The 22,372-nt window shown below is 68.0% G+C and carries 19 protein-coding genes and 1 pseudogene; 18 read left to right on the forward strand and 2 right to left on the reverse strand.

The genetic code is table 11. The features are described 5' to 3' along the window. The 3 genes and pseudogenes from IF67_RS45345 to IF67_RS0132590 all read left to right on the forward strand — a co-directional run. Positions 1-238, forward strand: a pseudogene (locus IF67_RS45345) (ABC transporter ATP-binding protein); the annotation flags it as partial. Further along, a complete protein-coding gene (locus IF67_RS0132585; protein WP_030991825.1) occupies positions 198-1,061 on the forward strand; it encodes an ABC transporter permease in 864 nt (287 codons plus the stop codon). The pseudogene IF67_RS45345 and the gene IF67_RS0132585, both read left to right, overlap by 41 nt. 482 nt (positions 1,062-1,543) lie before the next feature. Beyond that, positions 1,544-2,932 carry a DUF2079 domain-containing protein gene (locus IF67_RS0132590; protein ID WP_234341476.1) on the forward strand — a complete coding sequence of 463 codons (1,389 nt, stop codon included), beginning with the start codon at positions 1,544-1,546 and terminating at the stop codon, positions 2,930-2,932. A 71-nt stretch (positions 2,933-3,003) separates the two neighbouring features. On the opposite strand, the gene IF67_RS0132595 is transcribed toward IF67_RS0132590, so the two are convergent. Further along, positions 3,004-3,231: a hypothetical protein gene (locus IF67_RS0132595; RefSeq protein WP_030991828.1), complete on the reverse strand. Its 228-nt coding sequence runs from the start codon at positions 3,229-3,231 to the stop codon at positions 3,004-3,006. A gap of 306 nt (positions 3,232-3,537) precedes the next feature. Here IF67_RS0132595 and IF67_RS0132600 point away from each other — a divergent pair, with 306 nt between their 5' ends. The 7 genes from IF67_RS0132600 to IF67_RS0132630 all read left to right on the forward strand — a co-directional run bounded on the left by IF67_RS0132600 (position 3,538) and on the right by IF67_RS0132630 (position 10,585). Beyond that, a complete protein-coding gene (locus tag IF67_RS0132600; RefSeq protein WP_030991829.1) occupies positions 3,538-3,915 on the forward strand; it encodes a hypothetical protein in 378 nt (125 codons plus the stop codon). An 887-nt stretch (positions 3,916-4,802) separates the two neighbouring features. Next, entirely contained in the window at positions 4,803-5,570 is a 768-nt protein-coding gene (locus IF67_RS0132605) for an iron-containing redox enzyme family protein (RefSeq protein ID WP_030991831.1), read from the forward strand. Positions 5,571-5,594: 24 nt separating this feature from the next. Then, positions 5,595-6,875 (forward strand): pyridoxal phosphate-dependent aminotransferase, encoded by a 1,281-nt coding sequence (locus IF67_RS0132610; protein ID WP_030991832.1) that lies wholly within the window; start codon positions 5,595-5,597, stop codon positions 6,873-6,875. A gap of 13 nt (positions 6,876-6,888) precedes the next feature. Further along, complete coding sequence (locus IF67_RS0132615) at positions 6,889-8,667, forward strand: FAD/NAD(P)-binding protein (RefSeq protein WP_078889769.1); 1,779 nt, start codon at positions 6,889-6,891, stop codon at positions 8,665-8,667. A gap of 3 nt (positions 8,668-8,670) precedes the next feature. Beyond that, positions 8,671-9,198 carry a cupin domain-containing protein gene (locus IF67_RS0132620; protein WP_030991834.1) on the forward strand — a complete coding sequence of 176 codons (528 nt, stop codon included), beginning with the start codon at positions 8,671-8,673 and terminating at the stop codon, positions 9,196-9,198. Next, complete coding sequence (locus IF67_RS0132625) at positions 9,195-9,965, forward strand: sulfite exporter TauE/SafE family protein (RefSeq protein WP_199812816.1); 771 nt, start codon at positions 9,195-9,197, stop codon at positions 9,963-9,965. Before IF67_RS0132620 ends, IF67_RS0132625 begins: the two co-directional genes overlap by 4 nt. Before the next feature lie 32 nt (positions 9,966-9,997). After that, positions 9,998-10,585 (forward strand): O-methyltransferase, encoded by a 588-nt coding sequence (locus IF67_RS0132630; RefSeq protein WP_030991837.1) that lies wholly within the window; start codon positions 9,998-10,000, stop codon positions 10,583-10,585. Positions 10,586-10,686: 101 nt separating this feature from the next. Here IF67_RS0132630 and IF67_RS0132635 read toward each other — a convergent pair whose 3' ends face one another. Continuing rightward, positions 10,687-11,844 carry a magnesium and cobalt transport protein CorA gene (locus tag IF67_RS0132635; protein WP_030991838.1) on the reverse strand — a complete coding sequence of 386 codons (1,158 nt, stop codon included), beginning with the start codon at positions 11,842-11,844 and terminating at the stop codon, positions 10,687-10,689. Positions 11,845-12,065: 221 nt separating this feature from the next. On the opposite strand from IF67_RS0132635, the gene IF67_RS0132640 reads away from it, so the two are divergent. The 8 genes from IF67_RS0132640 to IF67_RS0132675 all read left to right on the forward strand — a co-directional run bounded on the left by IF67_RS0132640 (position 12,066) and on the right by IF67_RS0132675 (position 22,356). Continuing rightward, on the forward strand, positions 12,066-12,455 hold the full coding sequence (locus IF67_RS0132640; RefSeq protein ID WP_030991839.1) for a cell division protein SepF: 390 nt from the start codon (positions 12,066-12,068) through the stop codon (positions 12,453-12,455). Between the two features lie 55 nt (positions 12,456-12,510). Next, positions 12,511-14,007 (forward strand): hypothetical protein, encoded by a 1,497-nt coding sequence (locus tag IF67_RS0132645; protein ID WP_030991840.1) that lies wholly within the window; start codon positions 12,511-12,513, stop codon positions 14,005-14,007. Beyond that, positions 14,004-14,363, forward strand: a complete 360-nt coding sequence (locus IF67_RS0132650) for a nucleotide pyrophosphohydrolase (RefSeq protein ID WP_030991842.1) — start codon at positions 14,004-14,006, stop codon at positions 14,361-14,363. The genes IF67_RS0132645 and IF67_RS0132650 overlap by 4 nt, the downstream gene beginning before the upstream one ends. Before the next feature lie 348 nt (positions 14,364-14,711). Beyond that, positions 14,712-15,167 (forward strand): DUF6099 family protein, encoded by a 456-nt coding sequence (locus tag IF67_RS0132655; protein ID WP_030991844.1) that lies wholly within the window; start codon positions 14,712-14,714, stop codon positions 15,165-15,167. A 240-nt stretch (positions 15,168-15,407) separates the two neighbouring features. After that, positions 15,408-16,331, forward strand: a complete 924-nt coding sequence (locus IF67_RS0132660) for an LLM class F420-dependent oxidoreductase (RefSeq protein ID WP_030991846.1) — start codon at positions 15,408-15,410, stop codon at positions 16,329-16,331. A gap of 115 nt (positions 16,332-16,446) precedes the next feature. Further along, on the forward strand, positions 16,447-18,153 hold the full coding sequence (locus tag IF67_RS0132665) for a 3' terminal RNA ribose 2'-O-methyltransferase Hen1 (RefSeq protein WP_078889770.1): 1,707 nt from the start codon (positions 16,447-16,449) through the stop codon (positions 18,151-18,153). Continuing rightward, positions 18,150-21,017, forward strand: coding sequence for a polynucleotide kinase-phosphatase (locus IF67_RS0132670; protein ID WP_030991848.1), 2,868 nt, complete (start codon positions 18,150-18,152; stop codon positions 21,015-21,017). The genes IF67_RS0132665 and IF67_RS0132670 overlap by 4 nt, the downstream gene beginning before the upstream one ends. Positions 21,018-21,120: 103 nt before the next feature. Next, positions 21,121-22,356, forward strand: a complete 1,236-nt coding sequence (locus tag IF67_RS0132675) for an arginine deiminase (RefSeq protein WP_030991849.1) — start codon at positions 21,121-21,123, stop codon at positions 22,354-22,356. The last annotated feature ends 16 nt before the right edge of the window (positions 22,357-22,372 follow it).

A 22,372-nucleotide genomic window follows, 5' to 3' on the forward strand; every position in this document is an offset into this window, starting at 1 on the left:
CCCGCCCCCGGCCCCCGGCACCTCAGCCACCCCCACCCCCGAACAGGCTGCCGCCCCCTCATCGGCCTCCTCCCTCTCCACCTCCTCCTCTCCCTCATCGGCCCCATCGCCCTCGTCCGACGCCGTGCCGACGCTGGAGGACGTTTTCCGGGACGTCGCGGGCAGCGGCCTGGACGAGCAGTCAGGAGACTTCCGCGATGTCCGAAGTACCCGCCGCACCGCAAACCGAGTCGGCTGACCCGGCCACCGGCCCCGGCCGGCTGGACCTGCTGCTGGTTCCGCCGCGCGCCCGCACCGGCTGGCGGGTGCTGCCCGCCAGAGTCGTCGCGATGTGCGTGGTCGAACTGCAAAAGCTGCGCCACGACCGGACCGAGCTCTACACCCGCGCCGTCCAGCCCGCCCTGTGGCTCCTGGTCTTCGGCGAGACCTTCACCCGTATCAAGGCCATCCCGACCGGCGGCACCCCGTACATCGACTATCTGGCGCCCGGCATCATCGCCCAGTCGGCCATGTTCATCGCGATCTTCTACGGCATCATGATCATCTGGGAACGGGACGCCGGCATCCTCACCAAGCTGCTCGTCACGCCGACTCCGCGCTCCGCCCTGATCACCGGCAAGGCCTTCGCCTCCGGGGTGAAAGCGCTGATCCAGGCCGTCGTGGTGATCGTCATCGCCGCGCTGCTCGGCGTGGCCATGACCTGGAACCCGCTACGGCTGCTCGGTGTCGGCGTCGCCGTGATCCTCGGCTCGGCCTTCTTCTCCTGTCTGTCCATGACGATCGCCGGGATCGTGCTCACCCGCGACCGCCTGATGGGCATCGGCCAGGCCATCACCATGCCGCTCTTCTTCGCCTCCAACGCGCTCTACCCGGTGGCGATCATGCCCGGCTGGCTCCAGACGGTCAGCAGGATCAACCCCCTGAGCTACCAGGTCGATGCCCTCCGCGGCCTTCTCCTGGGCACCCACGCCCATCTGGCCATGGACTTCACCGTCCTGGCGGTGGCCGCCGCACTGGGCATCGTCGCGGCCTCCTCACTCCTGGGCCGCCTCGCCCGCTGACACCACGTCACCCCGGACGCGGCACACCACCCCCGTTCTGACTACGCACGGATAAGCGCGCACTGTCGTCGTCTCTGGGAACTCGCCTTCCAGGAACTCACCTTCCAGGACCCGGCGTTACACTCACGCGGGATGTGTTCCTGCGGTCGTATCGCCGTCCGGACAGGCAGAGGCGGGAGTGAATTCTGCCGCTATCCGGCCCGTATCCGGCCCGAAGTCACGGAAGGCCGTCGGAAGGTCTGTCTGCCCGGCCGCCTTCCGTCTCTCCGCCGGAGCAGTACAGCGTATTGATTTTTCCGAGTCACGAGTCGATGACGGTTGGTGCGAAAGTGGAAACGGTGGAGCGGATACGGGGAACGTGGTTCAACCGAATACCCTCGGACCGCCACGTATCGGATTTTGGTGCCGCGTTCAGGAAGCGCCTGCCTGGCCCACGAGCCATGGGCTGGACCCTGACCGCGGTATTTTTTGTGGTGTACACCGTGGTGTCCGTTCTTCGGAACGACCGCATGCTCAACGCCGGGTACGACCTGGGAATATTCGAGCAGGCGATCCGTGCCTATGCGCACGGCCAGGCTCCGATCGTGGAGCTCAAGGGCCCGGGTTTCCATCTTCTCGGAGACCACTTCCACCCCATCCTGGCGCTCATCGCCCCCGTTTACCGAATCCTCCCCAGTGCCGTCACGCTGCTCGTGGTGCAGGCCGCGCTGATGGCGCTGGCCTGTTTCCCGCTCACCCGCTGGGCGCACCGGGCTGTCGGACCGCTCACCGGCCTGGCGGTGGGCTGCGGTCTGGGCGCTTCGTGGGGCCTCGCCGCGGGAGTTACCAAGGACTTCCATGAAATCTGTTTCGCGGTACCGCTACTCGCTTTCAGCGTCACCGCGCTCGGTCAGCGGCGCTGGTGGGCGGCGACCGCCTGGGCGCTCCCGCTGCTTTTGGTGAAAGAGGACCTCGGGCTCACCCTTGCCGCAATCGGTGGCTATATCGCCTGGCAGGGACTACGCGAACGGCGTCAACACCCCACGGCGCGGCGAAGATTCCCGGTCCTGCTCGGCATCGTGGTCGCTCTCCTCGGCGTGTTGGGCACGGCGGTGGAGATTCTCGTTCTGCTGCCCGCCATGAATCCCCGCGGTGGCTTCGACTACTGGCATCAAATGCCGGGTGAGGCATCGCCGTCCGGCAGCCTCGCCGGCCTCGCCTCCGCCGGGTTGCACCTGCTCTGGCCGCCGATGAAATGGCTGCTGCTGTTCATGCTGGCCGCACCCACCGCATTCTTCGGCCTGCGTTCCCCGCTGACGCTGCTGTGCGTGCCCACCCTCGCGTGGCGGCTGCTGGCCGGCAACGAGCACTACTGGCAGCCGAATTTCCATTACAACGCGATCCTGATGCCGATCGTATTCGCCGGGCTCATCGATGTGCTCCACCGACGGCCGGATGTGGCGCCGCCCCGTAGACGCCGAAAGATCCTGGCGTTCTCCGCCGCCTTCACCGCGGTCACGGCCGCGGTCTATCCGCTCCACGACCTGGTCCTCCCGTCGGCCTGGCGGACCCCGGCCCACGTCCGCACGGCGGAGCGCCTGCTGGCCCGTATTCCCGACGGGGACACCGTCGCCTCCTCGAACCGGCTGGCCCCGATGCTGACCGGACGTGCCACCGTCAGCCTGGTCTGTTTCGGCACCGGCCCCGACCCCGCCGCACCGACCGCCCTCCCCGCCGATCCGCCGCGCTGGGTGGTCTCGGACCGCCACGATCCGACCGTCAAAACCCCCTGCCCGGTGGACCGGACCCACCGCATGCTGCGTCTCTACCGCGCCCACGGATACGTCCAGGTCGCCGAGGAGGACGGCATCACCCTTCTGCGCAGGCCGTAACGTCCGCGCCGGCTCTTTCCTGGTCGCTACGGGCACGCCCGGCCGGCGCGGCGGGCCGCCGGAAACCGCCCTCACCCACGCTTCTTGACCCAGGCAACCAGCGCCGCGAACCCCAGACACAGACCGACGACCGCCTTCGCCGCCAGCCTTGCCGACAGCCACCCGAACCCGGGGGTCCACCAGCCGACCCACCAGGCCACGCTCAACACCAGGACACCGGCCAGCAGTACACCGCACACGAACAGCCCGGCCCGGACGGCCTGACGGCTACGCCACTCGTTCTTCTCCCCCTCGCTCATGCGCCCGACTGTATGGGGGTCGTCACCGCATCCACGCTGCTCATGGAGCACGCGGCGACAACCTGCCAACGTGCCGTCCAGCCCCCTGATGGGGCGACGTCCCCTTAGGGGCACTGCCGCCTGGCGACCACCCGGTTACCACAGGCCCAGTCTCTTCGGCTCCCGATTTCGGTCCAGACCGAATAGATGGTGCGGTCCCGGCATCCCGGGCAAACTGCCTGACGCGACGGCGGTACAGCCCCTCGCGCCGCATACGGCCGGGGTCTGCACGGCACGTCACGCCACCGGATCACTAGGGGGAACACCATGCGAAAGTTCACCAAGGCCGCCGCCGCTCTGGCGCTTGCTGCCGGCGCCCTGACCACGGTCAGCGCCACCAGCGCCAACGCGGCCCAGGCCGCGGGCAGTCTGCACGGCTGCCCGTCCGGCGCCGTCTGCGTCTACCCGCAGAACGCCGGCTGGAACGGCGACCGCCCGTCGCTCGCCTTCTACAGCTACGGCGCCCACAACCTCAACAACCAGGTCGGGCAGCACTACGTCCTGAACAACCAGACCGGGGGCGCGACGGCTCGCACCTGCACGGGCTACAACGGCACGGGGGACTGCCAGGGCTACCTCCAGCCCGGCTACTACGTGGACAAGAACCTGACGCCGATCAACTCGATCCTCCTCGTCCGGCCGTAGTAACAGCCGGACACCGCACTACGGTCACTCGGGCCGGCCCCTGTCAGGGGTCCGGCCCGAGCGGCGTTTCACCTGCGGGGAAGCCGCCCCGACGCCGATGGGAGGGAAGCGAGGGTCGGGAAGGTGCGGTCCCGCTGGGGCTCTCACGGTGCGAACGCCGTACCCCCAACCGAGAGCTGATCTCTCGGGTCCGGACTGCCTACTTCAAGCCGACTATGACTTCCGGTCATGCAGGACCGGTGACCCACGGAGTTCGCCGTCATGTCATGACCCTGTACCCGGCGCTCCGGGGTCTCAGAGGGCGGTTCTTCCCGGGGCAGCACTGCCCCAGCCGCCACTGCCGCACCATCGGGGTCATCCGTTAACCCCGGACCGACGTTCCCGGCCGAGTGACTAAACCGTGACCATGGGTAGTGTTCCGGCTCTCGACAAGTGGCCGGTAAAGACTGTCCCCGAATCAACCTTTAGGCAATCATGGAGCACGACCGAACGCCGGGGTGGTCATCGTGGCTCACCTGGAGAGTGGCTATACGTTCAGCGATGCATCTGCCTTCATCGGGGGAGAGGCCTGTAGGTTTCTTCGGTCCTGTCCGATTCCGGGTCTCATCCTTTTCTCGACGCAGTGCGGTGCGCGGGGAGAGTGAGTGACCTTCTCTCGGCCGCGGGTTGAGAACAGCTTCCCGTGGGCCCGAACGATTCTCGTCGTACGAGGTGGATGATTCGCGGGAGAGCTCTCGCATTTTTCGGCAGGGCCGCCACGATGGCTCGTGAATAGTGATCAAGCGCAATCGAAGGCGTCGTAAGGCATCTATCCAGTGGATCGGTGCGTCAATTTTGACCATCTTATTGACCACGATCCACACCTGTGTGAACTGGGGTGAAGCAAGATGACGACAATCACGGCAACTGCACTTCACGATCAAGTCGCGTCGCTCATGGACGAGCTGGACCGGCACCCGGTCTACGACAACGAGTACTTCACGTTCCTGAAGAACTCGCCATGGAACAGCGCCACCTACGACTTCCACCGGGCGAACTTCTTCCAGCGCACCGAGGGCACGGTCAAGGGCATCGCCCACGTGTGCGCCCAGGCGGCAGCCAACGACGATCGGGACACGCTCGTCCTGTTCTCCTTCATCCTCAACGAGGAGGCCGGGAACGGCGAGGCCGCCCATTGCCATGAGGTGTTGATGGAAAACGCCCACAACTTACATGGCAAGGCCGAGTTCGGCCTGGCGCCGTTACTCGTGAAGGACGCGCGCAACAGCGACCTGGTCATCCCGGAGACGTTCGCCTACCGCGAGCGCACCCGGGAGCTGCTGGGGGCCAACTACCACCGCATGCTGGGCGTCGCGATGGCCCTGGAGTCCCACGCCGACAGGATGCTACAGGTCTGCCGTACGGCGTTCCGCAACAGCAACAACAAGCAGCCGGAATCCGAGTTCGTCAACAACGTCGAGATCTACTTCAACGTCCACGTCGGCGATGAGGGCGTCGAGGAACGCCATGCCGCCGACGCGAAGAAGTGCGTCCAGAACAACTGCCGCACCGACGCCGACGTCGCCGAGATCGCGTACGGCGCGAGCGAGACGCTGAAGATACAACAGGAAATGTGGAACGCGATGCACAAGGCCGTCCGCGAGTTGAATTCCTAGCGGGGAGAGGTGACTCGGCCGACCGTGCAGAAGAATCGTGGCATATCCGATGCCGTTCTGAGCATTCCAGAATCGGTGACTCACGGAACCGCGGCGAAGATCGTCGCGCTCAACAAGGTGCTCCCCGAGGACGACCAGATCATCGACCTCAGCATTGGCGCGCTGGACACGCCGACCGATCCCCGGATCGACCGAGGTGTGACCGAGTTCGTGGAGAAGCAGTCCGGCACGATTCATGCCTTTGCGCCCATCAAAGGGTTTCCGTTCCTGTTGGAGTCCGTGGCCGCGCGAGTGGCTCGCCTCCACGGAATTGCGTATGACCCGGACCGTGAAATCATGGTCACGCCGGGCGGTGTGAAGGGTTCGATTTCGGTAATCTTCCATGCCTTGCTGAACCCGGGCGATGAAGTCGTGATCCCCGTGCCCAACTGGCCGCACTACTCGGACATGGTGCGGCTGCACGAAGCCATCCCGAAGACCGTCCTGGTCACGGCGCAGGACGGCCTTACGGCGCCGGCTCTTGAGGGTGCGCTCTCGGAGCGAACCAAGATTGTCGTGCTCGGCGACTGCATCAACCCGACGGGTAAGGTCTATTCGACCGAGGAATTGTCGGCGCTGGCCGAGGTCGTCGCCCGGCACAATGCGCGGCGCGAGTCACGCGGCGAGAGCCCGGTCTACGTCCTGTTCGACTCTCCCTACGAGGCCCATATCGTGGGGGCCCGCGCCAAGACATTTGCCGCCCTCGACGTTCCGCTCGCCGACGGCAGCCGCTGCTCCATGCGGCCGTGGACGCTGTCAGTGACCGGACCGGGCAAGACGTACGGCATGCACGGCGATCGGATCGGTTACCTCTGCGGTCCGCCGGACATCGTGGACGCGGCGGCGCGCGCACAGGTCAACCTCACCTCGTTCGCGTCCACTTACGGGCAGATCGCGACGCACGTCGCCTTGCAGCCGGAAATGGATGAGGTGGCGGCCGCCAGGGCGAAGGCCGCACGCACCAATCTCCAGACCATGCTGCGCGAGCTCGAAGCCGTCCCCTCGTTGAAGATCAGCCCTGCCCAAGGGGGCTACTTCCTCTTCGTCGACTTTTCGAGCTACGCCGACGCCTACCAGAAGCAGGGCTACAGCAAGGCCGATCAGTTTCTGCTGGACGAGGCGAAGGTCGCCACGATCTGTGGCAGCCATTTCGCGGAGGGCCACTTCCTGGATCACCTCGTGCGGATCAACTGCGGCCGGACGGGTGCGCTCGTGAGCAAGGCCGGCATACGTATCAGGCGCGCCCTCACACGCTTGGAGTCCTGACCTGAATGCCAAGATGAGGGGAAGCGTCACCTACTGCATCATCGGCACAGGTTTCGCAGGCACCTGCGCGTTGTGGCATGTGGTGCAACGACTCACGGATCCGCGCCGTAGGCCCTCGCTCTCCCCCTCGGCTGTCACGATCGTCACGGTGGAGCGGGGGCCGGTGAACGGGCCGGGATATCCCTACGCGAAAGACAACGTCCAGCTTGCGCATCGGTGCAACAACGAGGCGAGCACGATGGGGATCCATGGCAATGATTTCGTCGACTGGCTGGCCGAGAGCAAACCATGGCTCATCAGGGATCATCCGGAGCTCGTCCTGGAGACCCACCCCGGAATCGATCTCGGCGAATGGCGGCCCGACAACGGCGAGTTCTATCCGCGTGCGTTGTTCGGCCGGTACCTCGAAAAGCGGTTCCAGGAGGCCGTCGAGCGGGCTCGTGCGCATGGCATCGACACTCAGCAGTACGTGCGCCACGAGGCCGTCGACGGCTGCGCAACGGAGCAGGGTTTCGCCCTCTCCCTCCGTAGCCTCGATACCGACCACGAGTTCACCGTGGACGGGATCGACCGCGTCCTGCTGAGCACCGGGCACTGGCAGTCCAAGGCGACCGACCCGCTTTCCGGAGAGAGCGGATACCTCACGTCGCCCTATCCACCGGACACGGTGAAAGCCGCCGTCGCCGAACGCATCCGGTCGCGACGCGCACGCGGCGAGCGGCCCCGTGTGTTCGTTCAGGGGATGGGCCCGAGCGGCATCGACGCAATCATGACCTTGTGCGGTGACGGCCGGTTCACGTACACCGACGACGGTCACATCGCGTCGTACCAGCCGGCGGCGCAGGCCGGCGAAGAGCCGTTGCACATCGTCGCCGGATCGCGCTGCGGGTTCTTCTCTCCCGTTCGGGGTCCGCTCGCACCGTACGAGCCGCACCATCTCACGGAGGAGCGCCTCGCGGAGATCCGGCGCGATCACCAAGGGCATCTGAAGATCGAGCGCATTCTGGAGCTCTTGGACAAGGACCTGCGCCGGGCAACTGCGGGGGCAGTGGGCTGGAACGACATCAAAAACCCCCGCTATCACTCCGCCAAGGAAAAACTCGCGAGCGATCTCCGGGACTCGTACACCGGAAACCTCGTCTACACCATTGCCCTGAAAGCGCGGAGGATGCGCTTCTACAACCAGCTCGAACCGTCTGACAAGGCTACGTACGACCGTCTGCTCGACACCCACTTCATTCGGACGGCCGTGCCGATGCCCTCTGCAAACGCGGAAAAGCTCCTCGCTTTGATGGACGCCGGAATATTGACGACCGTCAAGCAGGGCTATGACGCGCCGCACACAGCAGTGGGGCAGGACGGTGATTTCCGGATCACCTACCGGACCGACGACGGCGGACAGTCGACCCTGCGGGCAGACTGCGTGATCCGTGCCAGCGGGCAGGACTTCAGCATGGAGAACCATCCGTCACCGTTGGTGCAGAACCTTCTGCGGCGAGGCGAGATCGTCCCGCACGAGGAAGGGGGATATGTCACGGGCGGCATCGCGCTCGACGCCCACGGCGGGTATCGGGTGATGAGGCGGACGGGCGGCGGGTGCGTTCCGTCGCCGTATCTCACCTCCTACGGCTCGCCCGTCAGGTTCTGGCAGCACGAACACAATTTTGCCGGCGCATTCGTCGAGGCGGCCGAGCGGGTTGCCGACGAGTGGCTCGACGTCGCGGCATCCGTCACCGCACGATCCGCCGCCGTCGACGGCCCCGGGTTGGTCACCAGCGAGACAGGGAGCTGAACAATGGAGATGAAAGAGTTCCATTATCAGGACGGCCTGCGGGTCAGCCTGTTCAATCTCGATCACAAGGCTGTCCCCTATCACTTCCATAATGAAGTGTCCGACATGATGTATTGCTCACGTGGTCAGATCACGATCGAGCTGCCCGATACGGACGAGGTATTCACCGTCCATCCGGATCAGGTGTTCCAGGTTCCCCATCCGAGCAAGCACAGGTTCGTCAACGGCGCACCTGTCGGAACGCCCTCACGTTATGTCCTCCTACAGATCGGCGATTTCGACATCAACTTCGTCCCGGCCGCCAAGGACATTGCGGGGCAGTTCGCCGAGCGCACCGCGACGCAGGTCACGGGCGGTGCCGTCTATATCCAGGATCGAAAGAGCGACATCATCAAACTCGCCGATCACTTCGAACAGGAGAAGCCCGAGGTCCTGGACTCGGAGGAGCAGGCTGACGTCGTGGCGGCACTGCGGTGCTTCGCCTCCCGTGGGTTGGAGACCGCGCACCCGCGGAGTGGCCGTAACTCTTGACCGACACGGCCCTGCTCTCCTTCGACGTGGCCACCGTCACGTTGATTGTTCTGACGTTCTTCGCGGGTGGGTTGATCAAGGGTTTGACCGGGCTCGGCCTGCCGCCCGTCGTCCTCGGGATTCTCGCCGCGACGGTCGGGATCCACCCCGCGAAGGCGCTGATTCTCATTCCGACGTTTCTGACCAACGTGCTTCAGGCGTCGCGCGGTGGTCACGGCCGGGAAGCCGTTCGGCTCACGTGGCCGTTTCTCCTGGCGGCCACGCTCTTTACCGTCTCGGGTGCGTTCACCCTGAGCTACTTCCGGGCAGACGTGATGTCCGCCTTGCTCGGCCTGGGGCTCGCGGTGTACGGCTTGCTCGGGCTGTTCAAGCTCCGGGTGAATATCAGAGACAGATGGTGGCACCACCCCGCGGGTGTGGTCTTCGGAGCCACCAACGGCTTCCTCACCGGAATGACCGGCTCGTCAGCCGTCCCAGGAGTCTTCTACCTGCAATCCATAGGGCTTCTGCGCGACCAACTGGTGCAGAGCATGGGGATCCTCTTCACGCTCTCCACCGTTGGCCTGGCATGGTCGCTGCGGACGCAAGACCTGCTCAGCATGAATCTCGGCGTCATGTCGGCCGCCGCCTTGGCCCCGGCATTTCTCGGGATGTCGGTCGGCAACCGGATTCGCCGGAGGATCTCCGAGGAAAAGTTCCGCACAGTACTGTGTGTCGCCCTGTTGCTCCTCGGCCTGTACGTCGCGGTACAGAGTCTGGTCGGCTGATGAGGCTTCATGAAGCAAGGAGAGGACCAACCATGGATCAGGGTCTCGTCGAACTGCTGGGTGAGCTGGCGGAATTCGGCAGTACCAACGACGCGGCGACGGACGACCGAAGCCGGAAGATGCTGAACATCACGCACGACACCGGCGTGTTCCTCGCATTGCTTGTCAAGGCATCCAAGGCCAGGAAGGTGCTGGAGATCGGGACGTCGAACGGCTACTCGACGTTGTGGCTCGCCGACGCCGTGGGCGAGGACGGCTCGGTCACCACCATCGAACAGGCGCCTCACAAGCGCGCGATGGCTGAGCAGAACTTTCAGCGTGCCGGGCTCGGTCCCCGCATTCGGCAGATCGAGGACGAGGCCGGCCGATTCATCGCGACGTGCGAAGCGGGCGAGTACGACTTCATTTTTCTGGACAGCGATCGCGGACAGTACGCCGACTGGTGGCCCTCGCTACAGCGGATCCTCGCGGACGGCCACCTGCTCGTGGTCGACAACGCGATCTCCCACGCCCACCAGATGGAGGACTTCAACCGGCTGGTCGTGGCCTCGGACGGCTACCTCAGCTCCCTTTCCCCGATCGGCAAAGGCGAGCTGGTGATCCTGAAGGAGGACGCGTAACGGGCCTTGGTACAGGAATTTCTCCCCAGCGTCTGGGGCAGTCGTGAGCCTCTCGCGCGCGCCCTTCGCCGTGCCTCGCACGAGGCGCTCTCAACGGCCGCTCAGAGCCAGCCCCGCCGCTTGAAGATGAGGTACAGACTGGTGCACACAATCGCCATCAGGACGATGGCGAAGGGGTACCCGAGCACCCAGTGCAACTCCGGCATGCTGTCGAAGTTCATGCCGTAGATGGTCCCCACCAGGGTGGGCGCGAACAGGATCGCCGCCCAGGAGGAGATCTTCTTGATCTCCTCGTTCTGTTCGAAGCCCGCCTCGGCCAGGGCCCGCATTTCGGCGTTCTGCTGTTGGTTCACCAGCGTCGCGTTGACGGCGAGGATGTCATGGAGCGCCTGCCGGAAGCCGTCCACCCGGTCCGTGGTGTGCAGTACGTGGTCGGCCACATCGCGCAGATAGCGGCGGAGCTCCTCGTCGATGGCGTACTTCTCGAAGCCCGCGGTCAGGCTCTCCAGCATGCCGTTCAGCGGGCGGGTGGCGCGCTGGAACTCCACGACCTCGCGGGAGAGTTCGTAGATGCGGCGGGAGACCCGGGGGTCACCGCCGAACACCTCGGTCTCGATCTCGTCGATGTCGTTCTGGACGCCGGCGACGACCGGCTCATAGCCGTCGACGACGGCGTCGAGGATGGCGTAGAGGACGGCTTCGGGGCCGCGCTTGAGGAGTTCGGGGGTGTTCTCCATGCGCCTGCGTACGGCCGTCAGGTCGGGGGCGCCGCCGTGCCGCACGGTGATCACGAAGTCGCGGCCGACGAAGACATGCAGCTCGCCGAAGTCGACCTCCTCAGGGTCGTCGAGATAGCGCGCGGCGCGCAGGACGACGAAGAGAGTGCCGCCGTAGCGCTCCAGCTTGGGTCGCTGATGGGCCTCCAGGGCGTCCTCGACGGCGAGCGGATGGAGGTCGAACTCCGAGGCGAGCGTGAGCAGTTCGTCGCGGCTGGGGCGGTGCAGGCCGATCCAGGCGAGGGTGCCGGAGGTGGCGCGCTGCTGCCGGAAGGCCTCGGCGAGCGTGTCATGGGTGCTGACGCGGCGTCCGTCGCGGTAGAGGACGGCGTTGATGACGCTGCTGGTGGTTTCGGCCGGTGGCTCCGCCGTGGCGGAGTCCTCCGTGACCTCGGCGGGCGGGGGCCCGGCGGGCCGCTTCTTGGCGGGCTTGCGCAGGCCGCGCAGACCACGCGGCCGCCGGCCGGGAGGCTCAGAGCCCACGACAGCACCAACCTCCGTCAACAGGGGGAATGAACAGGCACACAGAATCTCGACGGAGGATATCTGCCGCGGATGTCGGAACAGGTCAGCGGCCATGGTGCAGGATGGAACGGGGCGTGGCGCGGCGTGTGTCGCGTCCGCCGAGCTTTGTATGTTTATCTCTAGAATTGTGCGATGCAGATACCGCAGACAGCCAGCGCTCTCCCGGGTGAGGTGATTCGGTGAACGGCCCCGATGCCACCGACGAGCAGTGGGAAGGGCTGGCCGAGGTCGTCCCGCTCCGCGGCAGCAGTGAATGGCCTTCCTGGCCCGACCACCGTGCCCTCCCCGAGGAGGAGCCGGCACAGGAGGCGCGGAGATTCATCGTCATCCGCGTCCAGACCTTCGCGGACGCCCGTGAGGTCGCCGAGTACTTGATGGCGCAGATCCCGGTCCTGCTGGACCTCAGCAGTGCCGACGGGGATGTCGCCAAGCGCATCCTGGACTTCTCCAGCGGAGTCGTCTTCGGACTCGGCAGCGGGATGCACCGCGTCGACACCAATGTCTTCCTGCTGGCGCCGGCCGGCACCGAGGTGGCGGAAGAGGCGGTCGGAACTGTCCCCCGTTCGTAGGAAGAGCTGTTAGGCGTAACGGTTCTCCGGGTGGGGCGCTGCATAGCGTCCCTGCATGAATTCCGACAGTGTGCGACCGGCGGTCACGGAGTTACGGCTGTCCGCCTTCAAGTCCCATCGCGGCGTCACCCTGCCGCTCACGCCGCTCACCCTGCTGAGTGGCGGGAGCGGAAGCGGCAAGTCCAGTGCGCTTCAGGCGTACGAGATTCTCGCCAGGCTCGGCAGCGGGGAGGCGCTCGCACGGGCAGTGGGTGAGGTGGCGGGCAGCCCGACGGCCTGTGTGCCGGCCGGGGCGCGTCCTGACGAACAGGGGCGCCGCGGTTTCCGTATCGGGTGCACGGTCGACGGCCCGGCCGGTCCCGTCAGCCTCGATCTCGCCGTACAGGCCGAGCCGGAACTGCGCATCGTCGGTGAGCGGTTGACCGGCGGCGGCGAGACCCTGCTGACCACCGCGCTCACCGACCCCACCCGCCCCGCGGTCCAGGCCGCCTGGCATACCGCGGGCGCGACTCCGGTAACCCGCGCCCCGCTGCCCGACGGCCGGCTCGGCACGTCTTTGCTGCCGTTGCGCGTCGCGGGCAAGACGGCGGGGCAGCGGCTGGTGCTGGCCGCGGCGGAACAGGTCGTCGTCGCGCTGCGGTCGGCCTTCGTGTGCGACCCGAGGCCGGAGGTCATGCGCGGAGCGAGGACGGGCGGCATGGGTGCCGCGGCTGGTGAGGGTGGCGGAAGTGGTACGGACGGTGGGGGTGGTGCGGGGCGTGCTGCCGGGGTTCGTGGGAACGCCCGAGGAGGGGGCTCGGGGGCCAGGGGCGGGAAACCGGTGAGCGGCCCGGGGAAAACGGGAGGGTCCGGCGGGGCGTGGGCGGCAGGAGGAGCTGCCGGTGCCTGGGGTGCGGGGCGCAAGGGGAGCGGAGGCGCCGGCGGGGCGGGCGGCTGGGGCCGTGAGGCGGGGGAGCAGCGCGACGAGGGGCGCTTGCGGTCGGCCTGCGACAATCTGCCCGCGGTGCTGCACCGTACGAGCCGGGAGTGCGCCCGGCGGCATGCGGTGCTGGTCGCGTCCGTACGGGAGGCATGTGCCGGCCCCGTCGAGGGGCTGCGTGCGGTGCCGCGGCAGCCCGGCGAGCCGGGAGAAGGGGCCGCCGCCGGTCCTGGGGTGGTGGGACGCGGTGGTCCGGCAGGTCCGCAGGCCGGGTCGGGGGCAGTGGGTGCGGCGGGTGTGCGAGCCGTCCTTGACCGCGGCGAACTGGGGGAGCTGCCCGTCGAGCAGCTCGGCGATGGTGAGCTGCGGTTCGTCGCGCTGGCGCTGGTACTGCTCACCGGGCCGGGCGTGCTGGCCATGGATCCGGTCGGGGAGGTGCCGTCGGCCCATCAGCAGATGACGGTGATGGCGGACGGGATGGACCGCTGTATGGACCGCAGGCAGGCGCGTGAGCTGGTGTCGCTGGCCGTACGGATGGCCGAGCGCGGGCATGTGCGGCTGCTGGGGACGGTGCGTGACCCCGCGGTCGCCGAGGGGCTGCCCGGCGTACAGGTGCTACACCTGGAGGCATGAGTGAGGACCTTCATGCGCTACAGCGACGCCTGGCCGAGTTCGCGGCCGCGCGGGACTGGCAGCAGTACCACACGCCCAAGAACCTGGCCGCGGCGCTCAGCGTCGAGGCCGCTGAACTCGTCGAGATCTTCCAGTGGTTGACGCCGGAGGAGTCGGCGAAGGTGATGTCCGACCCGCGGAAGGCCGGCCGGGTCGAGGACGAGGTCGCGGACGTACTGGCGTATCTGCTTCAGTTCTGCGAGGCGCTGGGGCTCGACGCGTTGGCGGCGCTCGCCGCGAAGATCGAGCGCAATGAGTCGCGATTCCCGGCGGTCCGCTCGGCGCGGCCCGACCGGCCGCGGGAGGGTGAGGAGTAGGGGCGAGGGGACGTAGCGGCGGGCGGGGGCCGGCGGGGCGGGGGCGTCGGCCTCCGCCCCGGCGCTCTTTCGGCCGTGCCTATCGGTCGCCGGCGTTTCCTGGGTGCCCCCTTCGGGCGTTTCGCGTGACTTGTGCAGGGGGTGTGACGGGTGGGGGTGCTGTGGCGCGAGGGGATGGAGCGGGGGTGCGGGCGCGCTTTGTCACTCTATGGAGTAATGGATCTTTCCACATCGCCTTGCTTGTCCACAGAATTGCGAATTCCCCTGGCTTTTTTGGGTGTTCGCCCTCACTCTGGGTAGTGGAAAGAGTGCAGGGTGCATGCGAATGATGAGGGAAGGAGGGAGCGGATGGACGCGGTGCGGATCATTGCAGCCAGTCGGCGCGGTCTGGCGGAGGCGCACACAGTGCAGGGAGTGCTCGTCGAGGCATGGCAGGCGCAGGCTTTGGCGGAGGCGGTCGGCAGCCATCTCGCGATATTCGGGCCGTACGAAGTGCGGTCCAGAGCGCGCGGGTTGGGCGACGCGGGCGGGCGGTTCAGCGGGGGACTGCTGTGCCCGGCATCGGTCACCGGCGGGCTGCGGGCGGCGCAGCTGTCTGAAGTATGCGATGCCAAAGAGGCGTTAACCGGCCTGTGCCGGCTGCTGCGAGAAGTGTGCGAAGCGCTGGTGGGCGTGGTGCTGCTCGCCGACGAGGAGGGGATGTACTGGACCTGCGTGGAGGCGATGGACACGGTCGACGAATCGAGAGATCGCGTGGCCGGAATATTGGAGAGGCTGGAGGTGCGCGACCGGAATCCTGCCTGAAGTAAAGAGAACACCGACTCGACTGCCTTCGCGCGGCAGGTATGCGCTTGGCAGTGCCTCACCGACCGCGGGCCGGGGACGTGCACGCCCACACCCCACACCCACACCCCCGCGTCAGGCCACGCCACGCCCCCACGCGCGCTCCCCCGATCCGATCTGACCGCGACCCGGCCCGATCCGACCCAGTGCATCGATGTGCCTCTGACGATTGGTTCGCCGTTCGGCGTGCAGGATGGAGGTATGGAGCTACGCATCTTCACCGAGCCCCAGCAAGGGGCTTCCTACGACACCCTTCTGAAGGTCGCCAAAGCTACCGAGGACCTCGGCTTCGACGCTTTCTTCCGCTCGGACCACTATCTCCGTATGGGCAATGTCGACGGGCTGCCCGGTCCGACGGATGCCTGGATCACGCTGGCGGGCCTGGCCCGTGAAACCAAGCGCATCCGTCTCGGGACGCTCATGACGGCAGGCACCTTCCGGCTGCCGGGTGTGCTGGCCATCCAGGTGGCGCAGGTCGATCAGATGTCCGGCGGCCGGGTGGAACTCGGCCTCGGCGCGGGGTGGTTCGAGGAGGAGCACAAGGCATACGGCATTCCGTTCCCCAAGGAGAAGTTCGCGCGGCTGGAAGAGCAGCTGGCGATCGTCACCGGCCTGTGGGCCACCGAGGCAGGAAGGGAGTTCAGTTACGACGGGACCTACTACCGGCTGGAGCGTTCGCCCGCGCTGCCCAAGCCCGCCCAGGGCAAGGTGCCGGTGCTGATCGGCGGACACGGCGCGACGCGTACACCGCGGCTGGCGGCTCAGTACGCCGATGAGTTCAACATCCCCTTCGCCTCGCTCGAAGACAGTGAGCGCCAGTTCGGACGGGTGCGGGCGGCCGCTCAAGCCGCCGGGCGGAAGGGCGATGAGCTGGTGTACTCCAACGCCCTCGTGGCCTGTGTCGGCAGGGACGATGCCGAGGTGGCGCGACGGGCCGCGGCCATAGGGCGCCACGTGGACGAACTCAAGGCCAACGGCCTGGCGGGCTCGCCCGCCGAGGTCGTTGACAAGATCGGACGGTACGCCGCCATCGGTGCGTCCCGCGTCTACCTCCAGATGCTGGACCTGGATGATCTGGACCACCTCGAGCTGATCTCGGCGCAGGTGCAGTCGCAGCTGGGCTGACGTCCGAGCTGACGGCCGTCCGGGCTGATGTCCTGACGTCCGTCCGAGCTGACGACCGGCGGCGCTGTCGGAAAACCGGTGGGGACAGAGGCGTACTCCCGCAATACTCGGACGCGTGTTCCTGACGATAACCACCACCGGCAGCGCCGACCGTCCCGCGACCGACCTCGGATTCCTGCTGCACAAGCACCCTGACAAGGCGCAGCAGTTCTCGACGTCGCACGGCACCGCACACGTCCTGTACCCCGAGGCTGACGCGCAACGGTGTACGGCGGCACTGCTGTTGGAGGTCGATCCCATTGCTCTGGTGCGCCGGAGCCGTGGGAAGGGCCGTGGCGGCGCTCCGGATTCGGCGCTGGGCCAGTATGTGAACGACCGGCCGTACGCGGCGTCCTCGCTGCTGGCGGTGGCGCTGCGAAGCGTCTTCGCGAGCGCGATGAAGGGGCAGTGCACGGCACGGCCCGAGCTGGTGGCGCAGACGCTGCCGTTGCGCATCGAGGTGCCGGTGCTGCCGGCCCGGGGCGGCTCGGCGCTGGTGCGCAAACTCTTCGAGCCGCTGGGCTGGAGGGTGCAGGCCGAGCCACTGCCGCTGGACGAGACGTTCCCGGAGTGGGGCGACTCGCGCTACGTACGGCTCGTACTGGAAGGGGAGTGCAGGCTCGCCGAAGCGCTGCGGCATCTGTATGTGCTGCTGCCGGTGCTCGACGACGCCAAGCACTACTGGGTCGCCCCGGATGAGGTCGACAAGCTGCTGCGGGCCGGCGAGGGCTGGCTGGAGAGCCACCCGGAGCAGCGGGTGATCGTCGGCCGCTACCTTGCGCGGCGGTGGTCGCTCACGCGCCAGGCCATGGAGCGGCTGGAACTGGAGCGGCTGGCCGAGTCGGATGACGTGGCCGCAGAGGAGATCGACAACGCGGTGGACGAGGAGGCGGACACCGAGGAGAAGCCGGTGCCGCTCGCCGTCCGGCGGCGCGAGGCGATCCTCGCGGTGCTGCGCTCGGCCGAGGCGGCGCGGGTGCTCGACCTGGGCTGCGGACAGGGTCAGTTGGTCGGTGCGCTGCTCGAGGAAGGGCAGTTCACCGAGATCGTCGGGGTGGACGTGTCGATGCGGGCGCTGCACGAGGCGCGGCGCCGGCTGCGGCTGGAGCGGATGCCCGAGCGGCAGTCGGAACGGGTACGGCTCGTACAGGGGTCGCTGGCGTACACCGACAGCAGGTTGAAGGGGTATGACGCGGCGGTGCTCAGTGAGGTCGTCGAGCATGTGGATCCGGCGAGGCTGCCGGCGCTGGAGTATGCGGTGTTCGGGTCGGCCAGACCGCGGACGGTCGTGGTGACGACGCCGAACGTCGAGTACAACGTGCGCTGGGAGTCGTTGCCGGCCGGCCGGGTACGGCATGCGGACCATCGCTTCGAGTGGACACGCGGGGAGTTCCGGCAGTGGGCGCGGGAGGTCGCCGCGCGGCACGGCTACGAGGTGAGCTTCGGCCCGGTGGGCCCGGACGACCCCGAGGTCGGCCCGCCCACCCAGCTCGCACACTTCCGTATGGCCGGTGAGGACGGCGGCAGCCGCCGTGCAAGCGGCCGTAGCCGTGAAGACAGCGGCAGTCGTGAAGACAGCGGTAGCTGCGAGGGTGGCGATAGCCGTGAAGGCAGCCGCAGTCGTGAAGACAGCGATAGTCCTGAAGACAGCCGCAGTCCTGAAGACGGCGGCAGTCGTGAAAACGGCCGGAGCTGGGCCGACAGCAGTAGCGAAGACAGCGCCGGCAGCGCCGGCTGCGGAGGCAGCGGTGCTTCGACGACCGGGAAGGAGGCCGCGGCATGACGGAGGACGGCCGTACGGAGTACGGAGACGAGAACCAGCACACGCACGAGGACCGGCAGGGGAGCAGGACCCAGCGGGCGCGCGAGCCTGAGCCGCAGCCCCGGTCCGAGCCCGCGCGGCGCACGCTCGCCGTGCCCGACTTCTCGCTCGTGGTGCTGATCGGAGCCACCGGTTCCGGCAAATCCACCTTCGCAGCCCGGCACTTCCGGCCGACCGAGGTTCTCTCCTCCGATTTCTGCCGGGGGCTGGTCAGCGACGACGAGAACGATCAGAGCGCCAGCGGCGATGCGTTCGAGGTGCTGCACTTCGTCGCGGGCAAGCGGCTGGCCGCGGGGCGGCTGACGGTCGTGGACGCCACCAATGTGCAGTCCGAGGCGCGCGCCCAGCTGGTGCGGCTGGCCCGGGAGCACGACGTGCTCCCCGTGGCGGTCGTCCTGGACGTCCCCGAGCAGGTCTGCGCCGCACGCAATGCGGCGCGCGCCGACCGGGCCGGGCTGCCACGCCGGGTCATCCAGCGCCACCAGCGTGAACTGCGCCGTTCCCTGCGCCACTTGGAGCGCGAGGGCTTCCGCAAGGTGCACATCCTGCGGGGCCAGGAGGAGGTGGAGTCCGCCGAGGTCGTCACGGAGCGGCGGTTCAACGATCTGCGTCATCTGACCGGCCCGTTCGACATCATCGGCGACATCCACGGCTGCCGTTCCGAGCTGGAGACCCTGCTCGGCAGGCTGGGCTATGAGCTCGCGCGCGACGCACTCGGCCGGGCCGTGGACGCCGCGCACCCCGAGGGCCGTACGGCAGTCTTCGTCGGCGACCTCGTCGACCGCGGGCCGGACAGCCCCGGGGTGCTGCGTCTGGTGATGGGCATGGTGGGAGCAGGGCATGCGCTGTGTGTGCCGGGCAACCACGAGAACAAGCTCGGCCGCTACCTCAAGGGCCGCAAGGTCCAGCACACCCATGGGCTCGCCGAGACCATCGAGCAGCTGGACAAGGAGGATGCCGGCTTCCGGACCGAGGTGGGGGAGTTCATCCACGGGCTGGTCAGCCACTACGTCCTGGACGGTGGCGGTCTCGTGGTGTGCCACGCGGGACTGCCGGAGAAGTATCACGGCCGGACGTCGGGCCGGGTGCGCTCGTTCGCGCTGTACGGCGACACGACCGGCGAGACCGACGAGTTCGGGCTGCCGGTGCGCTACCCATGGGCGGAGGACTACCGTGGCCGCGCCGCCGTCGTCTACGGCCACACCCCCACCCCGCGCGCCGGCTGGCTCAACAACACCCTCTGCCTGGACACCGGCTGTGTCTTCGGTGGCGCGATGACCGCACTGCGCTGGCCGGAGCGCGAAATGGTGGACGTACCGGCGGAGCGGGTCTGGTACGAGCCCACGAAACCACTCGCGACAGAGGCGCCCGGCGGGGCCGACGGCCGTCCGCTCGATCTGAACGATGTGGCGGGGCGGCGGAGCGTGGAGACCCGGTACATGGGCCGGCTCGCGGTCAAGGAGGAGAATGCAGCGGCCGCGCTGGAGGTGATGAGCCGCTTTGCGATCGACCCGCGGCTGCTGCCGTACCTCCCGCCGACGATGGCGCCGTGCGCGACCTCGGCGGAGGAGGGCTACCTGGAGCATCCCGCGGAGGCGTTCGCCGGGTACCGGGCGGACGGTGTGCGGGAAGTGGTCTGCGAGGAGAAGCACATGGGGTCGCGGGCGGTGGTCCTGGTGTGCCGCGACGAGGCGGTGGCCGAGGAGCTCTCCCCTCGCCCTGAAGGCAGGGGAGGTATCCCCGCCGGGCTGCCGAAGGGGGTGTCGGGCGCCCTGTACACGCGTACCGGCCGGCCGTTCTTCGACGACCCGGAGACGACCGAGCGCATTCTGCGACGGGTGCGGGACTGCGCCGAGGAGGCCGGTCTGTGGGCGGAGCTGGAGACCGACTGGCTGCTGCTGGACGCCGAGTTGATGCCGTGGTCGCTGAAGGCGACCGGTCTGCTGCGCAAGCAGTACGCGGCCGTGGGCGCGGCGTCCGGGGCGGTGTTCCCGGGCGTGCTCGGCGCGCTGGAGGCGGCGGCCGCCCGAGGGGTCGAGGTGTCGCCGCTGCTCACCCGGCAGCGGGGCCGGGCCGCGGACGCCGCCGCGTTCACGGAGGCGTACCGACGCTACTGCTGGCGCGTCGGGACGGATCCGGCGGACGGCGCCGACGCGTCGGGTGTGTCGGATGCCGAGGCGGGACCGGACGCACCGAACGCCTCACCGGCGTCCGGCGGATCGGACCGGTTTGCCGGGCTCGGTGAGCTGGACGGTGTCCGGCTCGCGCCGTTCCAGATCCTCGCGGTGCAGGGCCGCAGCCTTGCCGGGCTGGCGCACACCGACCAGCTGGCCCTGATCGACCGTCTCATCGCGGCCGAGGCCGGGGTGGCGGCCCGGGACGGAGCGGGGGCCGAGGGCGCGGACCGGCCCGGGCTGCTCGCCACGACCCGGCGGATCATCGTCGACACCGAGGACGAGGCGTCGGTCGCGGCCGGTGTCGCCTGGTGGCTGGACCTGACCGCGGACGGGGGCGAGGGCATGGTGGTCAAGCCCGTGCAGGCGCTGATACGGCAGGGTGACGGACGACTTGTCCAGCCCGGCGTCAAGTGCCGTGGCCGTGAGTACCTGCGGATCATCTACGGGCCCGAGTACACCCGCCCGGAGAACCTCAGGCGTCTGCGCGTACGTCATCTCGGCCACAAGCGCTCACTGGCCCTGCGTGAGTACGCGCTCGGCCTGGAGGCGCTCGACCGGCTGGCGGACGGCGAACCGCTGTGGCGGGTGCATGAGGCGGTCTTCGCGGTGCTCGCGCTGGAGTCGGAGCCGGTGGACCCACGGCTGTAGACGGGGTGATGGCGGCGAGGGGGAGGGGGCGGGGTACCGCCGCTCCCGGCCCGACATCCCCCGACTCCCTCCGCCGAGCCGTCAGAACGGCCAAGATGGGTGGATGGGATTCCAAGTCGACTCCGAGGCCGGGCGGCTGCGCCGGGTCATCCTGCACCGCCCCGATCTGGAGCTGAAGCGGCTCACGCCCTCGAACAAGGACGCCTTGCTCTTCGACGACGTGCTGTGGGTGCGCCGGGCGCGGGCCGAGCACGACGGGTTCGCGGATGTGCTCCGCGACCGGGGTGTGGAGGTGCACCTCTTCGGGGATCTGCTGGCCGAGAGCCTCCAGATCCCCGAGGCGCGGACGCTGGTCCTGGACCGGGTCTTCGACGAGAAGGAATACGGGCCGCTGGCGACCGACCATCTGCGGGCGGCCTTCGACGAGCTGCCGGTGCCGGAGCTGGTCGAGGCGCTGGTCGGCGGCATGACCAAGCGAGAGTTCCTGGAACGTCATGCCGAGCCGACCTCGGTCCGCTTCCATGTGATGGATCTCGACGACTTCCTGCTGGGCCCGCTGCCCAACCACCTTTTCACCCGCGATACCTCCGCCTGGGTCTACGACGGGGTCTCGATCAACTCGATGCGCTGGCCGGCCCGGCAGCGCGAGACCGTGCACTATGAGGCGATCTACCGCCACCATCCGCTCTTCCGTGACCAGGACTTCCATGTCTGGTCGGAGGGGCAGGCCGACTTCCCCTCGACCATCGAGGGCGGCGACGTCCTGGTGATGGGCAGTGGCGCGGTACTGATCGGCATGAGCGAGCGGACCACTCCGCAGGCCGTGGAGCTGCTGGCGCGGGGGCTGTTCGCGGCGGGGTCCGCGCGCACGATCGTGGCGCTCGACATGCCCAAGCGCCGGGCGTTCATGCATCTCGACACCGTCATGACCATGATCGACGGGGATACCTTCACCCAGTACGAGGGGCTGGGGATGCTCCGCTCGTACACCATCGAGCCGGGCTCGGGCGACCAGGACCTCAAGGTCACCGATCATCCGCCGGAGCATATGCACCGGGCCATAGCGGCCGCGCTGGGCCTGTCCGACATCCGGGTGCTGACCGCGACCCAGGATGTGCACTCCGCCGAGCGTGAGCAGTGGGACGACGGCTGCAATGTGCTGGCGGTGGAGCCGGGCGTGGTCGTGGCCTACGAGCGCAATGTCACCACGAACACCTTTCTGCGCAAGCGCGGCATCGAGGTGATCACGATTCCGGGGAGCGAGCTGGGCCGCGGGCGCGGCGGGCCGCGCTGTATGAGCTGTCCGGTGGCGAGGGACGCGGTGCCCGGGGCAGCCTGAGCGTGCACCCGGATCC

This window comes from Streptomyces sp. NRRL S-1813, from assembly GCF_000719605.1.
Lineage (GTDB): Bacteria > Actinomycetota > Actinomycetes > Streptomycetales > Streptomycetaceae > Streptomyces > Streptomyces decoyicus.